33 protein-coding genes are annotated in these 17,877 nt (G+C 58.3%); all 33 read right to left on the reverse strand.

Annotation, left to right across the window (positions count from 1 at the left end; genetic code table 11):
- Positions 1-60: 60 nt before the first annotated feature.
- Positions 61-699, reverse strand: a complete 639-nt coding sequence (locus CEJ45_RS23140; protein WP_006464905.1) for a peroxiredoxin — start codon at positions 697-699, stop codon at positions 61-63.
- Positions 700-809: 110 nt separating this feature from the next.
- Positions 810-2,600, reverse strand: a complete 1,791-nt coding sequence (gene dsbD, locus CEJ45_RS23145) for a protein-disulfide reductase DsbD (protein WP_088757382.1) — start codon at positions 2,598-2,600, stop codon at positions 810-812.
- A gap of 34 nt (positions 2,601-2,634) precedes the next feature.
- Complete coding sequence (gene cutA / locus CEJ45_RS23150; protein WP_088757383.1) at positions 2,635-2,982, reverse strand: divalent-cation tolerance protein CutA; 348 nt, start codon at positions 2,980-2,982, stop codon at positions 2,635-2,637.
- Positions 2,983-3,132: 150 nt separating this feature from the next.
- Positions 3,133-3,528: a 50S ribosomal protein L17 gene (gene rplQ / locus CEJ45_RS23155; protein WP_008334167.1), complete on the reverse strand. Its 396-nt coding sequence runs from the start codon at positions 3,526-3,528 to the stop codon at positions 3,133-3,135.
- Between the two features lie 187 nt (positions 3,529-3,715).
- Complete coding sequence (locus tag CEJ45_RS23160) at positions 3,716-4,693, reverse strand: DNA-directed RNA polymerase subunit alpha (protein ID WP_006464909.1); 978 nt, start codon at positions 4,691-4,693, stop codon at positions 3,716-3,718.
- A gap of 106 nt (positions 4,694-4,799) precedes the next feature.
- Positions 4,800-5,423, reverse strand: a complete 624-nt coding sequence (rpsD, locus tag CEJ45_RS23165; protein WP_017453027.1) for a 30S ribosomal protein S4 — start codon at positions 5,421-5,423, stop codon at positions 4,800-4,802.
- 162 nt (positions 5,424-5,585) lie between these two features.
- The gene (rpsK, locus tag CEJ45_RS23170; protein ID WP_006464911.1) at positions 5,586-5,990 is read right to left on the reverse strand and encodes a 30S ribosomal protein S11; all 405 of its coding nucleotides are present in this window, start codon (positions 5,988-5,990) and stop codon (positions 5,586-5,588) included.
- 42 nt (positions 5,991-6,032) lie between these two features.
- Positions 6,033-6,398, reverse strand: a complete 366-nt coding sequence (gene rpsM, locus CEJ45_RS23175) for a 30S ribosomal protein S13 (protein ID WP_006464912.1) — start codon at positions 6,396-6,398, stop codon at positions 6,033-6,035.
- 28 nt (positions 6,399-6,426) lie between these two features.
- Entirely contained in the window at positions 6,427-6,540 is a 114-nt protein-coding gene (rpmJ, locus tag CEJ45_RS23180) for a 50S ribosomal protein L36 (RefSeq protein WP_013232189.1), read from the reverse strand.
- Positions 6,541-6,570: 30 nt separating this feature from the next.
- Positions 6,571-6,789: a translation initiation factor IF-1 gene (gene infA, locus CEJ45_RS23185; RefSeq protein WP_005663428.1), complete on the reverse strand. Its 219-nt coding sequence runs from the start codon at positions 6,787-6,789 to the stop codon at positions 6,571-6,573.
- 32 nt (positions 6,790-6,821) lie between these two features.
- On the reverse strand, positions 6,822-8,153 hold the full coding sequence (gene secY / locus CEJ45_RS23190) for a preprotein translocase subunit SecY (protein ID WP_013232188.1): 1,332 nt from the start codon (positions 8,151-8,153) through the stop codon (positions 6,822-6,824).
- Between the two features lie 19 nt (positions 8,154-8,172).
- Positions 8,173-8,607 (reverse strand): 50S ribosomal protein L15, encoded by a 435-nt coding sequence (gene rplO / locus CEJ45_RS23195; RefSeq protein WP_008334147.1) that lies wholly within the window; start codon positions 8,605-8,607, stop codon positions 8,173-8,175.
- A gap of 26 nt (positions 8,608-8,633) precedes the next feature.
- Positions 8,634-8,813, reverse strand: coding sequence for a 50S ribosomal protein L30 (gene rpmD / locus CEJ45_RS23200; RefSeq protein WP_006464916.1), 180 nt, complete (start codon positions 8,811-8,813; stop codon positions 8,634-8,636).
- Positions 8,814-8,823: 10 nt separating this feature from the next.
- Positions 8,824-9,342, reverse strand: coding sequence for a 30S ribosomal protein S5 (rpsE, locus tag CEJ45_RS23205; RefSeq protein ID WP_006464917.1), 519 nt, complete (start codon positions 9,340-9,342; stop codon positions 8,824-8,826).
- Between the two features lie 12 nt (positions 9,343-9,354).
- Positions 9,355-9,717 carry a 50S ribosomal protein L18 gene (gene rplR, locus CEJ45_RS23210; protein WP_008334143.1) on the reverse strand — a complete coding sequence of 121 codons (363 nt, stop codon included), beginning with the start codon at positions 9,715-9,717 and terminating at the stop codon, positions 9,355-9,357.
- Positions 9,718-9,729: 12 nt separating this feature from the next.
- On the reverse strand, positions 9,730-10,263 hold the full coding sequence (gene rplF / locus CEJ45_RS23215) for a 50S ribosomal protein L6 (protein WP_008334141.1): 534 nt from the start codon (positions 10,261-10,263) through the stop codon (positions 9,730-9,732).
- A 10-nt stretch (positions 10,264-10,273) separates the two neighbouring features.
- Complete coding sequence (gene rpsH / locus CEJ45_RS23220; protein WP_006464920.1) at positions 10,274-10,669, reverse strand: 30S ribosomal protein S8; 396 nt, start codon at positions 10,667-10,669, stop codon at positions 10,274-10,276.
- Between the two features lie 14 nt (positions 10,670-10,683).
- Positions 10,684-10,989, reverse strand: a complete 306-nt coding sequence (gene rpsN, locus CEJ45_RS23225; RefSeq protein WP_008334139.1) for a 30S ribosomal protein S14 — start codon at positions 10,987-10,989, stop codon at positions 10,684-10,686.
- 7 nt (positions 10,990-10,996) lie between these two features.
- Entirely contained in the window at positions 10,997-11,536 is a 540-nt protein-coding gene (gene rplE, locus CEJ45_RS23230; protein WP_006464922.1) for a 50S ribosomal protein L5, read from the reverse strand.
- Between the two features lie 5 nt (positions 11,537-11,541).
- Positions 11,542-11,856 carry a 50S ribosomal protein L24 gene (gene rplX, locus CEJ45_RS23235; RefSeq protein WP_088757384.1) on the reverse strand — a complete coding sequence of 105 codons (315 nt, stop codon included), beginning with the start codon at positions 11,854-11,856 and terminating at the stop codon, positions 11,542-11,544.
- A 9-nt stretch (positions 11,857-11,865) separates the two neighbouring features.
- Positions 11,866-12,234: a 50S ribosomal protein L14 gene (gene rplN, locus CEJ45_RS23240; protein WP_006464924.1), complete on the reverse strand. Its 369-nt coding sequence runs from the start codon at positions 12,232-12,234 to the stop codon at positions 11,866-11,868.
- A 196-nt stretch (positions 12,235-12,430) separates the two neighbouring features.
- Positions 12,431-12,703 (reverse strand): 30S ribosomal protein S17, encoded by a 273-nt coding sequence (gene rpsQ, locus CEJ45_RS23245; RefSeq protein WP_034333526.1) that lies wholly within the window; start codon positions 12,701-12,703, stop codon positions 12,431-12,433.
- The gene (gene rpmC / locus CEJ45_RS23250; protein ID WP_006464926.1) at positions 12,700-12,894 is read right to left on the reverse strand and encodes a 50S ribosomal protein L29; all 195 of its coding nucleotides are present in this window, start codon (positions 12,892-12,894) and stop codon (positions 12,700-12,702) included. The genes rpsQ and rpmC overlap by 4 nt, the downstream gene beginning before the upstream one ends.
- Before the next feature lie 13 nt (positions 12,895-12,907).
- Positions 12,908-13,327: a 50S ribosomal protein L16 gene (gene rplP, locus CEJ45_RS23255; RefSeq protein WP_008334136.1), complete on the reverse strand. Its 420-nt coding sequence runs from the start codon at positions 13,325-13,327 to the stop codon at positions 12,908-12,910.
- A 2-nt stretch (positions 13,328-13,329) separates the two neighbouring features.
- Positions 13,330-14,148: a 30S ribosomal protein S3 gene (gene rpsC / locus CEJ45_RS23260; RefSeq protein WP_013232186.1), complete on the reverse strand. Its 819-nt coding sequence runs from the start codon at positions 14,146-14,148 to the stop codon at positions 13,330-13,332.
- A 9-nt stretch (positions 14,149-14,157) separates the two neighbouring features.
- Complete coding sequence (gene rplV / locus CEJ45_RS23265; protein WP_008334132.1) at positions 14,158-14,490, reverse strand: 50S ribosomal protein L22; 333 nt, start codon at positions 14,488-14,490, stop codon at positions 14,158-14,160.
- A 6-nt stretch (positions 14,491-14,496) separates the two neighbouring features.
- Positions 14,497-14,772 (reverse strand): 30S ribosomal protein S19, encoded by a 276-nt coding sequence (rpsS, locus tag CEJ45_RS23270; protein ID WP_006464930.1) that lies wholly within the window; start codon positions 14,770-14,772, stop codon positions 14,497-14,499.
- Between the two features lie 10 nt (positions 14,773-14,782).
- Positions 14,783-15,610, reverse strand: coding sequence for a 50S ribosomal protein L2 (rplB, locus tag CEJ45_RS23275; protein ID WP_006464931.1), 828 nt, complete (start codon positions 15,608-15,610; stop codon positions 14,783-14,785).
- On the reverse strand, positions 15,610-15,927 hold the full coding sequence (rplW, locus tag CEJ45_RS23280; protein ID WP_006464932.1) for a 50S ribosomal protein L23: 318 nt from the start codon (positions 15,925-15,927) through the stop codon (positions 15,610-15,612). The genes rplB and rplW overlap by 1 nt, the downstream gene beginning before the upstream one ends.
- A complete protein-coding gene (rplD, locus tag CEJ45_RS23285) occupies positions 15,924-16,544 on the reverse strand; it encodes a 50S ribosomal protein L4 (RefSeq protein ID WP_006464933.1) in 621 nt (206 codons plus the stop codon). Before rplD ends, rplW begins: the two co-directional genes overlap by 4 nt.
- Before the next feature lie 2 nt (positions 16,545-16,546).
- Positions 16,547-17,215: a 50S ribosomal protein L3 gene (gene rplC / locus CEJ45_RS23290; RefSeq protein WP_013232185.1), complete on the reverse strand. Its 669-nt coding sequence runs from the start codon at positions 17,213-17,215 to the stop codon at positions 16,547-16,549.
- A 151-nt stretch (positions 17,216-17,366) separates the two neighbouring features.
- Positions 17,367-17,684, reverse strand: a complete 318-nt coding sequence (rpsJ, locus tag CEJ45_RS23295; RefSeq protein ID WP_006464935.1) for a 30S ribosomal protein S10 — start codon at positions 17,682-17,684, stop codon at positions 17,367-17,369.
- Between the two features lie 98 nt (positions 17,685-17,782).
- On the reverse strand, positions 17,783-17,877 hold a 95-nt coding region (locus CEJ45_RS23300; RefSeq protein WP_017455451.1), incomplete at its 5' end, for an EF-Tu C-terminal domain-related protein.

Genomic DNA, 17,877 nt, shown 5'->3' on the forward strand with positions numbered 1-17,877 from the left:
CCAAACAAAAAGCGCTCCCGGAGGAGCGCTTTCGCTTTATTGACGCGGCGAACGCAGCAATTACTTGTTCGGCTGCGGCGTAATGCGCAGGTACGGACGCGGCGACTTGTAGCCCTTCGGATACTTCTGCTTGATGACTTCCTCATCCTTGACCGACAACGGGATGATGACGTCGTCGCCATCCTTCCAGTTGCCCGGGGTGGCCACGGTGTAGCCGTCGGTCAGTTGCAACGCATCGATGACGCGCAGCACTTCGTCGAAGTTGCGGCCGGTGCTCATCGGGTAGGTGATGATGAGGCGCACCTTCTTCTTCGGGTCAATCACGAAGAGCGAACGCACGGTCGCCGTTTCGGATTGGTTGGGGTGGATCATGTCGTACAGGCCCGCGACCTTCTTGTCGACGTCGGCCACGATGGGGAAGCCGACCACGGTCTGCTGGGTTTCCTCGATGTCCTTGATCCACTGGTTGTGGGCCTCGGCACCATCCACGGACAGGGCGATGGCCTTGACGTTGCGCTTGTCGAATTCGGGCTTTAGCTTGGCGGTCAGGCCCAGCTCGGTGGTGCAGACCGGCGTGAAGTCGGCCGGGTGCGAGAACAGCACGACCCAGGAGTCACCCGCCCAGTCGTGGAATTTGATCTTGCCGATCGAGGATTCTTGCTCGAAATCCGGTGCGGTATCGCCCAGGCGCAGTGTCATGGTGGTCTCCTTGGTGGACAGAATGAAAACGGAAGGCTGACTATAACGCGAGGCCAGTCTCAGGCCAACGACTATAAAGTGCTTTTCAAATTACATTGCGACATGTGGAACTACAGATTTTGCAGCGTAGCCATGAACCTGTCGGCATCCTGATAACCGATCACGCGGCGCTGTGCCAGTTCCCGGCCATCCGCATCGAAGAACATGATGCCGGGCGGCCCGAAGAGATTGAAGCGCTTCAGCATGGCGCGGTCATCGCCGTTGTTGGCGGTCACGTCAATCTGCAGCAGCAGCATCTGGCTGAAGCGTTCCTTCACCCGCGGATCGGTAAAGGTGAAGCGTTCCATTTCCTTGCAGGACACGCACCAGTCGGCATAGAAATCCAGCATGACCGAACGGCGTTCACCAGCTGCGTTTTCCTTCAGCGCTGCATCGAGCTCGGCACTGGAGCGGATGCGCACGAAGTCGGTGCCATGTGCGGCGGCTGACTGGCCGCGCAGATGCGACAGGGGCGCCAGCGGATCACGCCCGCCGGTGGCCACGCTGACCAGTTGCAGCAAGCCCAGCGTGACTACCACCAGGCCGAGTGCCCGGGACATCCAGCCAGCCGGACGCGTCCACAGCAGGAAGGCACCATAGCCGATGCCCAGCGCCGCCCAGCCAGCTACCTGCAGCCATGGTGGAATCACCGGCGACACCATCCACAAGGCCGTGCCCAACATCAATACGCCAAAGAAGCGCTTGATCGCATCCATCCAGGCACCGGCGCGCGGCAGCAGGGCGCCGGCCGAGGCGCCGACCAGCAAGAGCGGTACGCTCATGCCCATGGCCATGGCAAAGAGGGCGCTGCCGCCCAGCACCACGTTGCCGCTCTGGCTGATGTAGATGAGGGCGCCAGCCAGCGGTGCCGCTACGCAGGGACCAACGATCAAGCCCGAGATGGCGCCCATGAGGAACACCCCCACCCATTTGCCACTGCCGCCGCCAGAAGCTGAGGACAACCTGGTTTGCAGTGCAGTGGGAACTTGCAGGGTATAGACGTCGAACATGGACAAGGCCAGCCCGGCCATCAACAAGCCAAACGGAAGCAGCACCCACGGATGCTGCAAATAGGCCGACAAGCCGGCACCCAGCAAGCCAGCCGACACGCCCAAGGCGGTATAGACCACGGCCATGCCGAGCGAATAATCCACTGAGAGCAGGAAACTGCGGGCGCGCCCAGACCCCGCCGGTGACTGCTGCCCCACGATGATGGAGGACAGGATGGGCAACATCGGCAAGACGCACGGCGTGAAGGAAAGGCCGATACCCAGCAGGAAGAACAGCGTCAGGACCGGCCATAACTTGCCCGCCTGCAGTACTGCGGTGATACCGTCGACGTCACTGCCACCGGACGTGGTCGCCGTACCATCCGCGGCCCCCGGACTGACGCTCTGGCCGATGGCCTGGGCCGACATCGCCAGCTTCAAGGTCATCGGTGGATAGCACAAGCCCTTGTCGGCACAACCTTGCGATACCGCCGAAACGACAAAATCCTTCACTGCCCCGCTGACCGGAATCTGCGCAGTCACCGACTGGTGGTAGGTTTCCACTTCCTTCTGGAAGTTATCGTCATATTTGCGTTTCCCGGGCGGAAACCGGGGTTCCCCGAGCGTGGCCCCTTCGGCGCTGAAGTGGAAGCGGTCGCGGTACATGTAATAGCCATCGGCAATGCGATAGCTCAGCTCCAGCGTCTGGGCATCGATCATGCGCCCGCTGAGCTGGAAGGCCTGCTCAGGGGGCAGGTAATCGTCTGCGGCCTTGGCAGCCTTGGCCACCAGCAGGCCGAGCAGCGCCAGGAGCGCCAATACGATCAGCAGGGGATATCTTGTCAGGCGCGTGCGCCGGTTGATGCGGTTCAACGGTGTTCCTCGTTCGAAGGGAGTGCTCTTTACTTCATACGCGCAGGGGACGAGCGGTCTCATCCTGCATCCACGCCAGATAAGCCGGAATACCCGCCGTGATGGGCAAGGCGATGATTTCGGGCACGTCGTAGGGATGAGCCTCGGCGATTGCCTGCTCAAGTTCCTGGTAGCGGCCCTGGGTGGTCTTGATCAGCAAGGGGATCTCGGCATCGCGCAGGATCTTGCCCTGCCAGCGATAGACTGACTGCACCGGGGCCAGGATGTTGACGCAGGCCGCCAGGCCTTGTTCCACGAGCGTGTTGGACAAGCGTTCGGCCAACGCCTGGTCGGGCACATTGGCCAGTACCAGCAGGGGCTGGTTCAACAGGGATGCGGACATGATAAGGTCTCCTTGCAGAGTCCGTATTCAACCACATCCTGAGGCCAGGCGTGACGGCGCACATCAGCCGGATGAAAGAAAATGCAGCCGCACAAAACAAAAAAGCGAGGCAGAGCCTGGCTTTTTCCTGGTGATGCAGCGTCCGGTGAATTATTCAGCGGTCGGTGCGTCAGCAGCGTCGGTGACTTCCGGACGATCGACCAGCTCAACGAAGGCCATCGGTGCGTTGTCGCCTTGGCGGAAGCCCATCTTCAGGATGCGCAGGTAGCCGCCGTTACGGGCAGCGTAGCGCGGGCCCAGTTCGGAGAACAGCTTGCCGACGATTTCGCGATCGCGCAGGCGGTTGAAGGCCAGGCGCTTGTTGGCCAGGGTGTCGGTCTTGCCCAGGGTCAGGATCGGCTCGACGACGCGGCGCAGTTCCTTGGCCTTCGGCAGGGTGGTCTTGATGGCTTCATGACGCAGCAGCGAAACAGTCATGTTGCGCAGCATGGCCAGGCGGTGGGACGAAGTACGATTCAGTTTGCGGAGACCGTGACGGTGACGCATGGTAATTTCCTTTCAGGTTACAGTTTTGATCCAGTTCTTCTATCGGCAGGCCAGCTGGGCTGACCGGACCGCGGACCGGTAAATATCGGATAAAAGTTCTTTGCTACGGATGTGACGACTACTTCAGGTACAGCCTCAAGCCAGCCTGGCGGTGCGGCTTGCACCGCAGCCCGCCAGGTGGCGTGAATTACTTTTCCAGACCGGCCGGCGGCCAGTTTTCCAGCTTCATGCCCAGGGTCAGGCCACGCGAAGCCAGGACTTCCTTGATTTCGTTCAACGACTTGCGACCCAGGTTCGGGGTCTTCAGCAGTTCGTTCTCGCTGCGCTGGATCAGGTCGCCGATGTAGTAGATGTTCTCGGCCTTCAGGCAGTTTGCCGAACGCACGGTCAGTTCCAGGTCGTCGACCGGACGCAGCAGGATAGGATCGACCTGCGGTGCGCGCGACGGTGCTTCTGCAGTCGCTTCGGTGCCTTCCAGGGCAGCGAACACATTGAGTTGGTCAACCAGCACGCGAGCCGACTGGCGGATCGCTTCTTCCGGGGTAATGACGCCGTTGGTCTCGATGTTCATGACCAGCTTGTCCAGGTCGGTACGCTGTTCCACACGCGCGGATTCGACCGCGTAGGACACGCGACGCACGGGCGAGAACGACGCATCCAGAATGATGCGGCCGATGGTCTTGTTGGTGTCTTCGGACAGGCGACGCACGTTGCCCGGCACGTAGCCACGGCCCTTTTCGACCTTGATCTGCATGTCCAGCTTGCCGCCACCGGTCAGGTTGGCGATGACGTGATCCGGGTTGATCAGTTCGACGTCGTGCGGCAGATCGATGTCGGAAGCCAGGACGGCGCCTTCGCCTTCCTTCTTCAGGGTCAGGGTGACTTCGTCACGGTTGTGCAGCTTGAAGACCACGCCCTTCAGGTTCAGCAGAATGTCGACCACGTCTTCCTGCACACCGTCCAGCGAGGAGTACTCGTGCACGACGCCAGCGATGGTGACTTCGGTGGGAGCGTAACCGCTCATGGTCGACAGCAGGACGCGACGCAGCGCGTTGCCCAGGGTGTGACCGTAACCACGCTCGAACGGCTCCATCACGACCTTTGCGTGACCGGGGGCCAGGGTTTCCACTTCGATGATGCGGGGCTTCAACAAACTGTTTTGCATGAATTGTCCTTTTCAATACCCTCGGCTCGTTACACCGATAAGGCTGATGGCAGTTCGGAAAAATGCCCACCATGAGGTGGGCACAGGGGGACGGCGGTACTACGAATTAACGCGAGTACAGTTCGACGATCAGCGATTCGTTGACGTCGGCAGCGATTTCGCTACGGTCCGGAGCGGACTTGAAGGTGCCTTCCAGCTTCTTCGAATCCACGGAAACCCACTGCGGGAAACCGTTCGATTCGGCCAGCGACAGTGCTTCGGCGATACGCACTTGCTTCTTGGCCTTTTCACGGACGGCAACCACGTCGCCAGCCTTGACGGAGTAGGAAGCGATGTTCACGACTTGACCGTTCACGGTCAGGGCCTTGTGGGACACCAGCTGACGCGCTTCAGCGCGGGTCGAGCCGAAGCCCATGCGGTAGACGACGTTGTCCAGGCGCGATTCCAGCAGCTTCAGCAGGGTTTCGCCGGTGTTGCCCTTGCGGCGGTCGGCTTCAGCGAAGTAGCGGCGGAACTGACGCTCGAGGACGCCGTACATGCGCTTGACCTTCTGCTTTTCACGCAGCTGGTTGCCGTAGTCGGAGGTGCGGGCGCCCGAAGTGCGACCGTGTTGACCCGGCTTGGAATCCAGCTTGCACTTGGAATCCAGCGAGCGGCGTGCGCTCTTCAGGAACAGGTCGGTGCCTTCGCGGCGGGAGAGTTTTGCTTTCGGTCCGATATAACGTGCCACGGTATTTCCTTTATCAATGACGTCCCATGTTGCCGGACGCTAGTCTGACCTGCATGCGGCCAGACAGTGGTCTTAAGAACAAAACCCGCCAAGGTGATTGGCGGGTGATTTGCCTGCGCTTTTGCCTGACTGACAGGCGAAAGCGCAAGATTATACTACAACTTAGATGCGACGGCGCTTCGGCGGACGGCAGCCGTTGTGCGGGACCGGGGTCACGTCCTGGATCTGGGTGATCTTGATGCCCAGGTTGTTCAGAGCGCGCACTGCGGATTCACGGCCCGGGCCGGGGCCCTTGATACGCACTTCCAGGTTCTTGATGCCGCATTCGATGGCAACCTTGCCGGCGCTTTCAGCGGCGACCTGGGCTGCGAACGGAGTCGACTTGCGCGAACCCTTGAAGCCAGCACCACCCGAAGTTGCCCACGACAGAGCGTTGCCCTGACGGTCGGTGATCGTGATGATGGTGTTGTTGAACGAAGCGTGAACGTGCGCGATGCCTTCAGCAACGTTCTTCTTGACTTTCTTACGAACACGCGATGCTGCTGCGTTGTTGGGGGACTTTGCCATAATTTCTTCCTTGAATCCGACCAGTGCTTGCGCCTGCCGGGATTATTTCTTCAGCGATTGAGCGGCCTTGCGCGGACCCTTGCGAGTACGGGCGTTGGTGCGGGTACGTTGACCACGAACCGGCAGGCCACGACGGTGACGCAGGCCGCGGTAGCAACCCAGGTCCATCAAACGCTTGATGTTCATGGACAACTCACGGCGCAGATCGCCTTCCACGACGAACTTGGCGATTTCGTCACGCAGCTTTTCCAGCTCGTTATCGTCCAGGTCCTTGACCTTCTTGTTGGTCGGAACGCCGGTAGCAGCGCAAATGTCTTGTGCGCGCGGACGGCCAATACCATAGATGGCGGTCAGGCCGATTACGGTGTGCTGATGGTTGGGGATGTTGACCCCTGCAATACGTGCCATTCGTTATTCCTCGATCAATAACGTTAAGTTAACCCTGGCGCTGCTTATGGCGAGGTTCGGTGCAGATCACACGAACGATACCATTGCGCTTGATGATTTTGCAGTTGCGGCAGATCCGCTTGACTGATGCGAGCACTTTCATTGTGGCCCTCTTTCTTTCAATGTTTCACTGTTACTTGGTTCGGAACACGATACGTGCCCGGCTCAAATCGTAAGGCGTCAGTTCCACCGTTACCTTATCGCCGGGCAGGATACGGATGTAATTCATGCGCATCTTGCCGGAAATATGGCCGAGTACAACGTGACCGTTTTCCAACTTAACCCTGAATGTCGCGTTGGGCAGATTTTCAAGAATCTCGCCCTGCATCTGAATAACGTCGTCTTTTGCCATTCCGTGTCTTCTTCCTTGGAGCATGAGCCCGCTTATCGCGGTGTCATGCCACCCTTGAAATTAGCTTTGCGGAGCAACGATTCATACTGCTGCGACATCACATAGTTCTGCACTTGGGCCATGAAATCCATCGTCACGACCACAATGATCAGCAGCGATGTGCCACCGAAGTAGAACGGCACCTTCCAGCGTGCGATCAGGAACTCTGGCAGCAGGCACACCAAGGTGATGTACACGGCGCCGGCCAGGGTCAGGCGCATCAGGATCTTGTCGATATAACGCGCTGTCTGGTCACCCGGACGGATACCCGGAACAAAAGCACCACTCTTCTTCAGGTTGTCTGCCGTTTCCTTGCTGTTGAACACCAGTGCGGTGTAGAAGAAGCAGAAGAAGACGATAGCCACCGCATACAGCAAGGCATGGATCGGTTCGCCTGGTGCCATCGATGCCGCCAGATCCTTCAGGAAACGAATGAAGGGATTCGACGTATCACCGGAGGTGAACCAGCTGGTGATCGTGGCCGGGAACAGGATGATCGACGATGCAAAGATCGGCGGGATCACGCCAGCCATGTTCAGCTTCAGCGGCAAGTGGCTGCTCTGGCCACCGTAGATCTTGTTGCCGACCTGACGCTTCGCATAGTTCACCAGGATCTTGCGCTGGCCACGTTCGATGAAGACCACCAGGAACGTCACCAGAGCCACGATCACGCAAATCAGGATTGCCGACAGGGCGTTCATCGAACCAGTACGAACCAGCTCGAACAAGCCACCCAGAGCATTCGGCAGACCTGCCGCAATACCGGCGAAGATGATGATCGAGATGCCATTGCCCAGACCACGTTCAGTGATCTGTTCACCCAGCCACATCAGGAACATCGTACCGGTAATCAAGGTCACCACCGTGGTCAGACGGAAGGCCAGACCCGGATCCAGCACCAGGCCGGCTTGCGATTCCAGCGCCACCGCAATGCCCAGCGCCTGGAAGGTCGCCAGCACCAGGGTGCCGTAACGGGTGTACTGCGTGATCTTGCGACGACCGGCTTCACCCTCTTTCTTCAATGCTTCCAGCTGCGGCGAAACCACCGACAGCAGCTGCATGATGATCGATGCCGAGATATACGGCATGATCCCCAGTGCGAAGATCGTGAAGCGCGACAGGGCACCACCGGAGAACATGTTGAACATGCCCAGAATGCCGCCCTGGTTCTGCTTGAACAGCTGCGCCAACTGCGTCGGATCAATACCCGGAACCGGGATATGTGCACCGATGCGATAAACGATCAACGCCCCCAGCAGGAACCACAAACGACCCCAGGGGAATCCTTTTGCGGCACCTTTTGCTAATTGAGGAGTAGTTGCCAATTAATGCTCCGGGACCGGATCACTCAGCGATGGAACCACCGGCAGCTTCGATAGCGGCCTTGGCACCAGCGGTTGCGATCAGACCCTTGACGGTTACCTTCTTGGTCAGTTCGCCAGCCTTGATGATACGCACGACACGAGCCAGTTCCGACACGAGGCCGGCTTGCTTCAGTGCCAGCACGTCGATCTCGGCGACGGGCAGCTTTTCCAGGTCGGACAGGCGCACTTCAGCCTTGTAAGGCGTAGCCAGCGACTTGAAACCGCGCTTGGGCAGACGACGTTGCAGGGGCATCTGGCCGCCTTCAAAGCCGACCTTGTGGAAACCGCCCGAACGCGACTTCTGACCCTTGTGGCCGCGACCAGCGGTCTTGCCCAGGCCAGAGCCGATACCACGACCGACGCGACGCTTAGCGTGCTTGGCGCCGTCTGCGGGTTGGATAGTGTTTAATTGCATGATTCGCTCCGTTCGCAAGCCGAGGCTTACGACACAACTTTCACAAGATAGGACACTTTGTTGATCATGCCGCGCACCGACGGGGTGTCTTCCAGTTCGGACACCGAGTTGACGCGACGCAGACCCAGACCGCGCACGGTAGCGCGGTGGTCCTGACGAGTACCGATCAGACCCTTGACCAGCTTGACTTTGATTGTGTTAGCCATCTCGATCACCTTAGCCCAGGATTTCTTCGACCGACTTGCCGCGCTTGGCAGCAATTTCAGCCGGAGTGTTCATCTTCGACAGACCGTCCAGGGTGGCACGGACCATGTTGTAGGGGTTGGTCGAACCAGTCGACTTGGCCACCACGTTGGTCACGCCCATCACCTCGAAGATCGCGCGCATCGGACCGCCGGCGATGACGCCAGTACCGTCCTTGGCCGGCGAGATCATCACAGACGAAGCGCCGTGCTTGCCGATGACGGTGTGTTGCACGGTACCGTTCTTCAGGGTCACCTTGATCAGCTTGCGACGAGCCTCTTCCATCGCCTTCTGCACGGCCACGGGCACTTCCTTGGACTTGCCCTTGCCCATGCCGATACGGCCATCGCCGTCACCGACCACTGCCAGCGCTGCGAAACCCATGATGCGGCCGCCCTTCACCACCTTGGTGACGCGGTTGACCGCGATCATTTTTTCGCGCATGCCGTCATCAGGCTTGTCGCTTTGCGTTTTCGATTGCATTTTTGCCATGATCGATAATCCTTAGAACTTCAGGCCGGCTTCACGCGCAGCCTCAGCCAGCGCCTTGACGCGACCGTGATAACGGAAACCGGAGCGGTCGAATGCGACTTCAGTCACACCGGCCTTCAGAGCCTTCTCCGCCACGCGCTTGCCGATCAGGGCAGCAGCGGCAGCATTGCCGCCCTTGCCGGTCTGACCTGCCAGCTGGGCGCGGACTTCTGCTTCCAGGGTGGAAGCGGAAGCCAGCACGTTGGCGTCGGGGCCGATGACGCTGGCGTAGATGTGCGTGTTGGTACGGTGCACAGCCAGACGATTCACCTTCAGTTCTGCGATCTTGGCGCGAGTCTGAGTCGCACGGCGCAGGCGAGATTGTTTCTTGTCCATCGTCAACCCCTATTACTTCTTCTTGGTTTCTTTGAGAGTCACCACTTCGTCAGCGTAGCGCACACCCTTGCCCTTGTAGGGTTCGGGTTCGCGGTACGCGCGAATTTCAGCGGCGACCTGGCCAACCACCTGGCGATCGATACCCTTGATCAGGATTTCGGTCTGGGTCGGGGTCTCAACCTTGATGCCGGCGGGCATCTGGTGAACGATGGGGTGCGAGAAGCCCAGCGACAGGTTCAGCTTGTCGCCTTGTGCTTGTGCACGGAAACCCACGCCAACCAGGTTCAGCTTCTTTTCGAAGCCCTTGGTGACGCCGTTGACCATGTTGTTGACCAGAGCACGCAGGGTGCCCGACATCGCGTTGGCTTCGCGGCTGTCATCAGCCACTTCGAAGCTCAGCGAGCCATTGTTGTTGACCACCTTGACCTTCTTGGTCAGCGGTTGGGTCAAGGAGCCCAGCGGGCCCTTGACGGTGATTTGCTCTGCAGTGATGGTCGCTTCCGCGCCATTCGGCAGTGCAACAGGCATTTTACCTACACGAGACATCTTGCACTCCTTAGGCCACGTAGCAAATCACTTCGCCACCGACACCGGTTGCGCGTGCTTTGCGATCAGTCATCACGCCGCGCGGGGTGGACACGATTGCCACACCCAGGCCGTTCATGACGTTGGGGATATCGTCCTTGCCCTTGTAGATGCGCAGACCCGGACGGGACACGCGCTCCAGGCGCTCGATGACCGGACGGCCAGCGTAATACTTCAAACCGATTTTCAATTCAGCCTTGCCATCAGCGGCAACAACGGCGAAATCTTCGATATAGCCCTCGTCCTTGAGGACGTTGGCAATGGCGACCTTCACTTTGGAAGACGGCATGACGACGGTAGTCTTGTTCACGCCTTGCGCATTGCGGATACGGGTCAGCATATCGGCGATAGGATCGCTCATACTCATTGCTTCTTCTCCTATTACCAGCTAGCTTTGGTCAAACCCGGGATTTCGCCGCGCATGGCGATTTCACGGACCTTGATACGGCCCAATCCGAACTTGCGGAAAGTACCACGGGGACGGCCAGTCAGTGCGCAACGGTTGCGCTGACGGGTCGGAGCGGAGTTACGCGGCAGAGCCTGCAGCTTCAGGCGGGCTTCGTAACGCTCTTCTTCCGACTTCGATTGGTCGTCGATAATAGCCTTCAACTCGGCGCGCTTGGCAGCATACTTCTTCACCATTTCTGCGCGCTTCTGTTCACGGTTAATCAGTGCCAGTTTTGCCATGGCATCCTCAGTTTCTGAACGGGAATTTAAATGCGGCGAGAAGCGCCTTCGCTTCGTCGTCGGTCTTTGCAGTCGTGGTGATGCTGATGTTCATGCCACGCAGTGCATCGATCTTGTCGTACTCAATTTCGGGGAAGATGATCTGCTCTTTCACACCGATGTTGTAGTTGCCACGACCATCGAACGCACGACCCGACACGCCACGGAAGTCACGCACGCGCGGCAGGGCCACGGTGATCAGACGATCCAGGAATTCGTACATGCGGGCGCCACGCAGGGTCACCATGCAACCGATCGGGTAGCCTTCGCGGATCTTGAAACCTGCGATAGCCTTGCGAGCCTTGGTCACCACCGGCTTCTGGCCAGCAATCTTGGTCAGATCGCCAACGGCGTGCTCGATGATCTTCTTGTCCGCAACTGCTTCGGACAGACCCATGTTCAGGGTGATCTTCAGGATGCGCGGAACTTCCATCACCGACTTGTACGAATACTTCGTAGTCAGATCGGCGACGACCTTATCTTTATAAAACTGTTGAAGACGTGCCATGATGTTTAAACCTTAACGACTTCGCCGTTGGACTTGAAAGCGCGGACCTTCTTGCCGTCCACTTCCTTGTAAGCCACACGATCTGCCTTGCCGGTCGCAGCGTTGAACAACGCGACGTTCGACACATGAATTGGCATCAGCTTATCGACGATGCCGCCAGTTGCACCCGTCATCGGGTTCGGACGGGTCGCCTTCTTTGCGACGTTCACGCCTTCCACGACGACATAATCGGTCCCGACGCGAGCAGTCACGACACCGCGCTTGCCCTTGTCTTTGCCGGTCAACACGATGACTTCATCGTTTTTACGAATCTTTGCCATGACCACTCCTTACAGAACTTCAGGCGCCAGGGAGACGATCTTCATGAAGCGCTCTGTACGCAGCTCACGAGTCACCGGCCCAAAGATACGGGTGCCGATGGGCTCCAGCTTGGCGTTCAGCAGGACGGCAGCATTACCATCGAACTTGACCAGCGAACCATCCTGACGACGCACGCCCTTGGCGGTGCGAACGACGACAGCGTTATAAATTTCACCCTTCTTGACGCGACCACGCGGTGCTGCGCTCTTGACAGTAACCTTGATCACATCGCCAATGCCCGCATAGCGGCGCTTGGAACCACCCAAGACCTTGATGCACAGAACTTCGCGCGCACCAGTGTTGTCGGCCACTTCGAGCCGGCTTTCAGTTTGAATCATGATATTTTCTTTCCCAACTTAATCCGCTTCGCAGGATGCGCTGGCGGTCAGTCTTGGTCCTGTTAGCAAGCGAACTCGCTAGTTAGGGGACGAATAGAGCTACTCTTGAGTCTTCCTCTGCAAACTTTGTTTTGCAAAGAAAGAGCTCGATATTATGGCACCATAATATCGAGCACGCAAGTACTACCTTTACTGCTTAAACGATTTGTGCTTCCTGCACCACACGGGTCACAGTCCACGCCTTCGTCTTGGAGATCGGACGGCTTTCGGTGATTTCCACCACATCGCCGGCCTTCGCCGTGTTTTGCTCATCATGCGCATGGTACTTCTTGGTGCGCTTGATGATCTTGCCGTACAGCGGGTGCTTCATTTGACGCTCGATTTCGACAGTGACGGTCTTATCCATCTTGTCCGACACAACTTTGCCAATCAGCGTGCGCTTGAGCGCTTGTTTCACTTGATCGTTCATTGTTGGCCATCCTTCGAGTTGATCACAGTTTTCACACGTGCGATGTCGCGACGTACCTTCTTCAGCTGTGCGGTATTGTTCAGTTGCTGGGTCGCAATTTGCATGCGCAGGCTGAACTGAGCTTTCAACAGCTCGCCCAGTTCCTTTTCCAGTCCTGCCTTGTCCTTACCGCGGAGTTCAGATGCTTTCATGTTCCGCTCCTAATTATTGACCGACTTGGCGAACAACGAAAGTCGTCGACAGCGGCAATTTGGCAGCAGCCAAACGGAACGCCTCGCGCGCCAGGGCTTCGTCCACACCGTCCATCTCGTACAGTACCTTACCCGGCTGGATTTCAGCCACGTAGTACTCCGGATTACCCTTACCGTTACCCATACGCACTTCTGCGGGCTTCTGGGAAATTGGCTTGTCCGGGAAAACGCGGATCCAGATACGACCACCGCGCTTGATGTGACGGGTCATCGCACGACGAGCAGCTTCGATCTGACGGGCAGTGATACGGCCGCGGCCGGTTGCCTTCAGACCAAAATCGCCGAACGAGACGGCAGTTCCGCGGGTGTGCGAAATGCCGGTGTTACGACCTTTTTGTTCTTTACGATATTTTCTACGTGCTGGTTGCAGCATGATTATTCTCCTGCTTTCTCAGCCGACACACCGGCATCGGCAGCTTGAGGACGACCACCGCCACGCTTTGCACCGGCGCCAGGAGCACCAGTCTTGGAGCGGGGACGTGCACCCGGCTTGCCGTCGTCACGACGGGGACCACGACGCTTCTTGTCGTCTTCCGGTTCGCCGACCAGCACCGGCGATTCGCCGTTTGCCAGGCGATCGCCCTTGTAGACCCACACCTTCACACCGATGATGCCGTAGGTGGTTTCAGCTTCGCCGAAGCCATAGTCGATATCGGCGCGCAGGGTGTGCAGGGGCACACGGCCTTCACGGTACCATTCGGTACGTGCGATTTCGATGCCGTTCAGACGACCCGAGGACATGATCTTGATGCCTTGGGCGCCCAGGCGCATTGCGTTCTGCATCGCACGCTTCATGGCGCGACGGAACATGATGCGCTTTTCCAGTTGCTGGCAGATCGAGTCAGCGATCAGCTGAGCATCGGCTTCCGGCTTGCGGATTTCTTCGATGTTGACGTGCACGGGCACGCCCATCAGCTTGGCCAGTGCCGACTTCAGCACTTCGATGTCCTCGCCCTTCTTGCCGATCACAACGCCCGGACGGGAGCTGTAAATGGTGATGCGGGCGTTCTTGGCAGGACGCTCGATGACCACGCGGCCAACCGAAGCGTTCTTCAGCTTCTTCTTCAGGTAAGCACGGACCTTCAGGTCCTCGTTGAGCATGTCGGCAAAGTTGTTGTTGCCTGCATACCAACGCGAGCCCCAGTTACGCGTAACCGCCAGACGGAAACCGGTTGGATGAATCTTCTGTCCCATCGTGACTCCTTAGTTTCCGACGGTCACGTAAATGTGACACGACTGCTTGGAAATACGATCACCACGGCCCTTAGCACGCGCCGTGAAGCGCTTGAGGACCGCACCCTTTTCCACATAAATGGTCTTGACTTTCAGCTCGTCAATGTCGGCACCATCGTTGTGTTCGGCGTTCGCGATTGCGGACTCCAGAACCTTCTTGATGATGACCGCGCCCTTCTTGGGGCTGAAGGCCAAGATATTCAGTGCCTGATCAACTTTTTTACCGCGGATCAGGTCTGCAACCAGGCGGCCTTTCTGGGCCGACAGGTGCACACCGCGCAGAGTAGCTTTAGTTTCCATCATAGGACCTTATTTCTTAGCCTTCTTATCGGCAGCGTGACCCTTGAAAGTACGGGTCAGCGCGAATTCGCCGAGCTTGTGACCAACCATGTTTTCCGACACATAGACCGGCACGTGTGCCTTGCCATTGTGCACGGCAATCGTCAGGCCGATGAAGTCCGGCATGATGGTCGAACGACGCGACCAGGTCTTGATCGGCTTCTTGTCCTTGGTAGCCTGGGCAGCCTCAACCTTTTTCACCAGGTGGGCGTCGCAGAAAGGACCTTTTTTCAATGAACGTGTCATGTTTTATCCTTTATTTCTTGCCGCGACGCGAGACAATCATCGAAGTCGTACGCTTGTTGCTACGAGTCTTCTTGCCCTTGGTCTGCTGGCCCCACGGGGAAACCGGGTGACGACCAGCGGCGGTCTTGCCTTCACCACCACCGTGCGGGTGATCCACCGGGTTCATGACAACGCCACGAACGGTCGGACGCACACCGCGCCAACGGGTTGCACCGGCCTTACCGATCTTGCGCAGGTTGTGCTCGCCGTTACCGACTTCACCGATGGTGGCGCGGCATTCGATGTGAACGCGACGCACTTCACCGGAGCGCAGACGAACCTGGGCGTAGGTGCCTTCACGTGCCATCAGCACGACAGCGGCGCCAGCGGTACGGGCGATTTGCGCGCCCTTGCCCGGCAGCATTTCCACGCAGTGGATGGTGGTACCGACGGGGATGTTGCGGATCGGCAGGGTGTTGCCCGACTTGATCGGAGCTTCAGAACCGCTGATCAGCTGATCGCCAACCGACACGCCCTTGGGAGCGATGATGTACTTGCGCTCGCCGTCCGCGTAGCACAGCAGTGCGATGTGCGCGGTACGGTTCGGGTCGTATTCGATACGCTCAACCTTGGCAGGGATACCATCCTTGTTGCGACGGAAGTCGACAACACGGTAGTGCTGCTTGTGACCACCGCCGATGTGGCGGGTGGTGATGTGGCCGTTGTTGTTACGGCCGGCGGTCTTGGACTTCTTTTCGACCAGCGATGCCAGCGGACGGCCCTTGTACAGGTCGGGATTGACGACCTTGACCATGCCGCGCCGACCGGGCGAGGTCGGCTTCACTTTTACGAGTGCCATTATTTAGCCTCCTCGGTGAAGTTGATTTCTTGACCCGGCTTCAGGCTGACGAAAGCACGGCGGGTGTGGTTGCGGCGGCCCATACCGTTGCGCGAGCGCTTCTGCTTGCCCTGACGGTTGGCGACTTGCACCGATTCCACTTCCACCTTGAACAGCAGTTCGACGGCGGCCTTGACTTCCAGCTTGGTGGCGTCCTTGGCGACCAGGAAGACGACTTGCTCGTTCTTCTCGGCGACAAAGGTTGCCTTTTCGGAGATCACCGGTGCCAGCAGCACCTTCATCAGGCGCTCTTCGCTATGTTTCACGATTGCGTTCATGCCAGCAACTCCTCAATCTTTGCCAGAGCCGGCTTGGTGATCAAGACATTCTTGAAGTACACCAGCGACACGGGATCAGCTTGACGCGGCTCGACCACCAGCACGCCCGGCAGGTTGCGCGAGGCCAGCAGCAGCTTTTCGTCCAGGCTGTCGGTAATAACCAGCACCGATTCCATGCCCATGCCCTTCAACTTCTGGGCCAGCAGCTTGGTCTTCGGGGCTTCGACGGCGAACTCTTCGACGACCGACAGGCGGCCTTCACGAGCCAACTGGGACAGGATCGAGCAGACACCTGCGCGATACATCTTCTTGTTGACCTTGTGGGTGAAGTTTTCGTCAGGCGAGTTCGGGAAGATACGGCCACCACCGCGCCACAGAGGCGACGAAGACATACCGGCACGTGCACGGCCAGTACCCTTTTGACGCCAGGGCTTCTTGGTGGTGTGGCTGACTTCTTCACGATCCTTTTGCTTGCGGTTGCCGCTACGAGCGTTGGCTTGGTAGGCAACCACGACCTGGTGGATCAGGGCTTCGTTGTAGTCACGACCGAAAATGGTATCCGGTGCGGCGACGTTCGAAGCAGCTTGACCTTGGTCATTCAGGAGCTTCAGTTCCATTATTAAGCCCCCTTCTTCGCTTTGACTTTGACTGCCGGCGAAACGATCACTTGACCGTTCTTGGCGCCAGGAACGGCACCCTTGACCAGCAGCAGCTGACGCTCTGCGTCCACACGGGCGATTTCCAGGTTCTGGACGGTGGTCTTGACATCACCCAGATGACCGGTCATGCGCTTGCCGGGGAACACGCGGCCCGGATCCTGCGCCATACCGATGGAGCCAGGAACGTTGTGCGAGCGGGAGTTACCGTGGGTCGCGCGACCCGACGAGAAGTTGTAACGCTTGATGGTACCGGCGTAGCCCTTACCGATCGACACGCCTTGCACGTCGACTTTCTGGCCAGCTTCAAACATGCCGATGCCAACGACGTCGCCAGCCTTCAGTTCGGCAGCCTTGGAAGCGTCAACACGGAATTCTTTGAGGACAGTACCTGCCTCTACGCCAGCTTTGGCGAAGTGGCCGGCGGCGGCTTTCACCACGCGCGAAGCGCGGCGTTGACCGAAGGTCACCTGAACAGCGGAATAACCATCCACTTCAGGCGTTTTGATTTGAGTCACGCGGTTGTTGGACACGTCCAGCACGGTCACAGGGATCGAATCCCCATCTTCCGTGAAGATGCGCATCATACCAACCTTGCGACCAACAAGGCCCAGGCTCATTGTTTTCTCCATTCCCGCCTGCGATTGGGCGGGGCTGATGTTCGTACTACCATAAATTATGGGTCTTGCAAACGCAAAACCCACATCGAAGCCGAGCATTATAGCCCGTAAAACAAAAGCGCACAACCGAGGTTGTGCGCTTTTCCAACACTATGCCAGCTGATTACTGCAGCTTGATTTCAACGTCAACGCCAGCGGGCAGGTCCAGCTTCATCAATGCGTCAACCGTCTTGTCGGTCGGATCGACGATATCCATCAGGCGCTGATGGGTACGGATTTCGAACTGATCGCGGGAGGTCTTGTTGACGTGCGGCGAGCGCAGGACGTCGAAGCGCTGGATGCGGGTCGGCAGGGGAACCGGGCCCTTGACGACAGCGCCGGTACGCTTGGCGGTGTCAACGATTTCCAGTGCGGACTGGTCGATCAGACGATAGTCGAAAGCTTTCAGACGGATACGGATTTTTTGGCTAGGAACCGACATGATTTTCCTTTAAAGAACGAACCGGGGATGGGGATCATCCCCGGCGATGTTAAAAATGCGACTAGTGTTACTGGGTACTGCTACTGCTGATCCGACGATTAGTCGAAGATCTTGGCAACCACGCCGGCGCCGACGGTACGGCCGCCTTCACGGATAGCGAAGCGCAGGCCTTCTTCCATGGCGATCGGGTTGA

It is taken from the genome of Herbaspirillum aquaticum (assembly GCF_002213425.1).
Lineage (GTDB): Bacteria > Pseudomonadota > Gammaproteobacteria > Burkholderiales > Burkholderiaceae_D > Herbaspirillum > Herbaspirillum aquaticum.

Bases quoted from the DNA above. Each gene is read 5' to 3' on its own strand.
- CEJ45_RS23140 (WP_006464905.1), bottom strand. From the start codon at position 699: ATGACACTGCGCCTGGGCGATACCGCACCGGATTTCGAGCAAGAATCC.
- cutA (WP_088757383.1), bottom strand. From the start codon at position 2,982: ATGTCCGCATCCCTGTTGAACCAGCCCCTGCTGGTACTGGCCAATGTG.
- rplQ (WP_008334167.1), bottom strand. From the start codon at position 3,528: ATGCGTCACCGTCACGGTCTCCGCAAACTGAATCGTACTTCGTCCCAC.
- CEJ45_RS23160 (WP_006464909.1), bottom strand. From the start codon at position 4,693: ATGCAAAACAGTTTGTTGAAGCCCCGCATCATCGAAGTGGAAACCCTG.
- rpsK (WP_006464911.1), bottom strand. From the start codon at position 5,990: ATGGCAAAGTCCCCCAACAACGCAGCAGCATCGCGTGTTCGTAAGAAA.
- rpsM (WP_006464912.1), bottom strand. From the start codon at position 6,398: ATGGCACGTATTGCAGGGGTCAACATCCCCAACCATCAGCACACCGTA.
- rpmJ (WP_013232189.1), bottom strand. From the start codon at position 6,540: ATGAAAGTGCTCGCATCAGTCAAGCGGATCTGCCGCAACTGCAAAATC.
- infA (WP_005663428.1), bottom strand. From the start codon at position 6,789: ATGGCAAAAGACGACGTTATTCAGATGCAGGGCGAGATTCTTGAAAAT.
- rplO (WP_008334147.1), bottom strand. From the start codon at position 8,607: ATGCAATTAAACACTATCCAACCCGCAGACGGCGCCAAGCACGCTAAG.
- rpmD (WP_006464916.1), bottom strand. From the start codon at position 8,813: ATGGCTAACACAATCAAAGTCAAGCTGGTCAAGGGTCTGATCGGTACT.
- rpsE (WP_006464917.1), bottom strand. From the start codon at position 9,342: ATGGCAAAAATGCAATCGAAAACGCAAAGCGACAAGCCTGATGACGGC.
- rplR (WP_008334143.1), bottom strand. From the start codon at position 9,717: ATGGACAAGAAACAATCTCGCCTGCGCCGTGCGACTCAGACTCGCGCC.
- rplF (WP_008334141.1), bottom strand. From the start codon at position 10,263: ATGTCTCGTGTAGGTAAAATGCCTGTTGCACTGCCGAATGGCGCGGAA.
- rpsH (WP_006464920.1), bottom strand. From the start codon at position 10,669: ATGAGTATGAGCGATCCTATCGCCGATATGCTGACCCGTATCCGCAAT.
- rpsN (WP_008334139.1), bottom strand. From the start codon at position 10,989: ATGGCAAAACTGGCACTGATTAACCGTGAACAGAAGCGCGCAGAAATG.
- rplE (WP_006464922.1), bottom strand. From the start codon at position 11,536: ATGGCACGTCTTCAACAGTTTTATAAAGATAAGGTCGTCGCCGATCTG.
- rplX (WP_088757384.1), bottom strand. From the start codon at position 11,856: ATGGCAAAGATTCGTAAAAACGATGAAGTCATCGTGTTGACCGGCAAA.
- rplN (WP_006464924.1), bottom strand. From the start codon at position 12,234: ATGATTCAAACTGAAAGCCGGCTCGAAGTGGCCGACAACACTGGTGCG.
- rpsQ (WP_034333526.1), bottom strand. From the start codon at position 12,703: ATGAACGATCAAGTGAAACAAGCGCTCAAGCGCACGCTGATTGGCAAA.
- rpmC (WP_006464926.1), bottom strand. From the start codon at position 12,894: ATGAAAGCATCTGAACTCCGCGGTAAGGACAAGGCAGGACTGGAAAAG.
- rplP (WP_008334136.1), bottom strand. From the start codon at position 13,327: ATGCTGCAACCAGCACGTAGAAAATATCGTAAAGAACAAAAAGGTCGT.
- rpsC (WP_013232186.1), bottom strand. From the start codon at position 14,148: ATGGGACAGAAGATTCATCCAACCGGTTTCCGTCTGGCGGTTACGCGT.
- rplV (WP_008334132.1), bottom strand. From the start codon at position 14,490: ATGATGGAAACTAAAGCTACTCTGCGCGGTGTGCACCTGTCGGCCCAG.
- rpsS (WP_006464930.1), bottom strand. From the start codon at position 14,772: ATGACACGTTCATTGAAAAAAGGTCCTTTCTGCGACGCCCACCTGGTG.
- rplB (WP_006464931.1), bottom strand. From the start codon at position 15,610: ATGGCACTCGTAAAAGTGAAGCCGACCTCGCCCGGTCGGCGCGGCATG.
- rplW (WP_006464932.1), bottom strand. From the start codon at position 15,927: ATGAACGCAATCGTGAAACATAGCGAAGAGCGCCTGATGAAGGTGCTG.
- rplD (WP_006464933.1), bottom strand. From the start codon at position 16,544: ATGGAACTGAAGCTCCTGAATGACCAAGGTCAAGCTGCTTCGAACGTC.
- rplC (WP_013232185.1), bottom strand. From the start codon at position 17,215: ATGGAGAAAACAATGAGCCTGGGCCTTGTTGGTCGCAAGGTTGGTATG.
- rpsJ (WP_006464935.1), bottom strand. From the start codon at position 17,684: ATGTCGGTTCCTAGCCAAAAAATCCGTATCCGTCTGAAAGCTTTCGAC.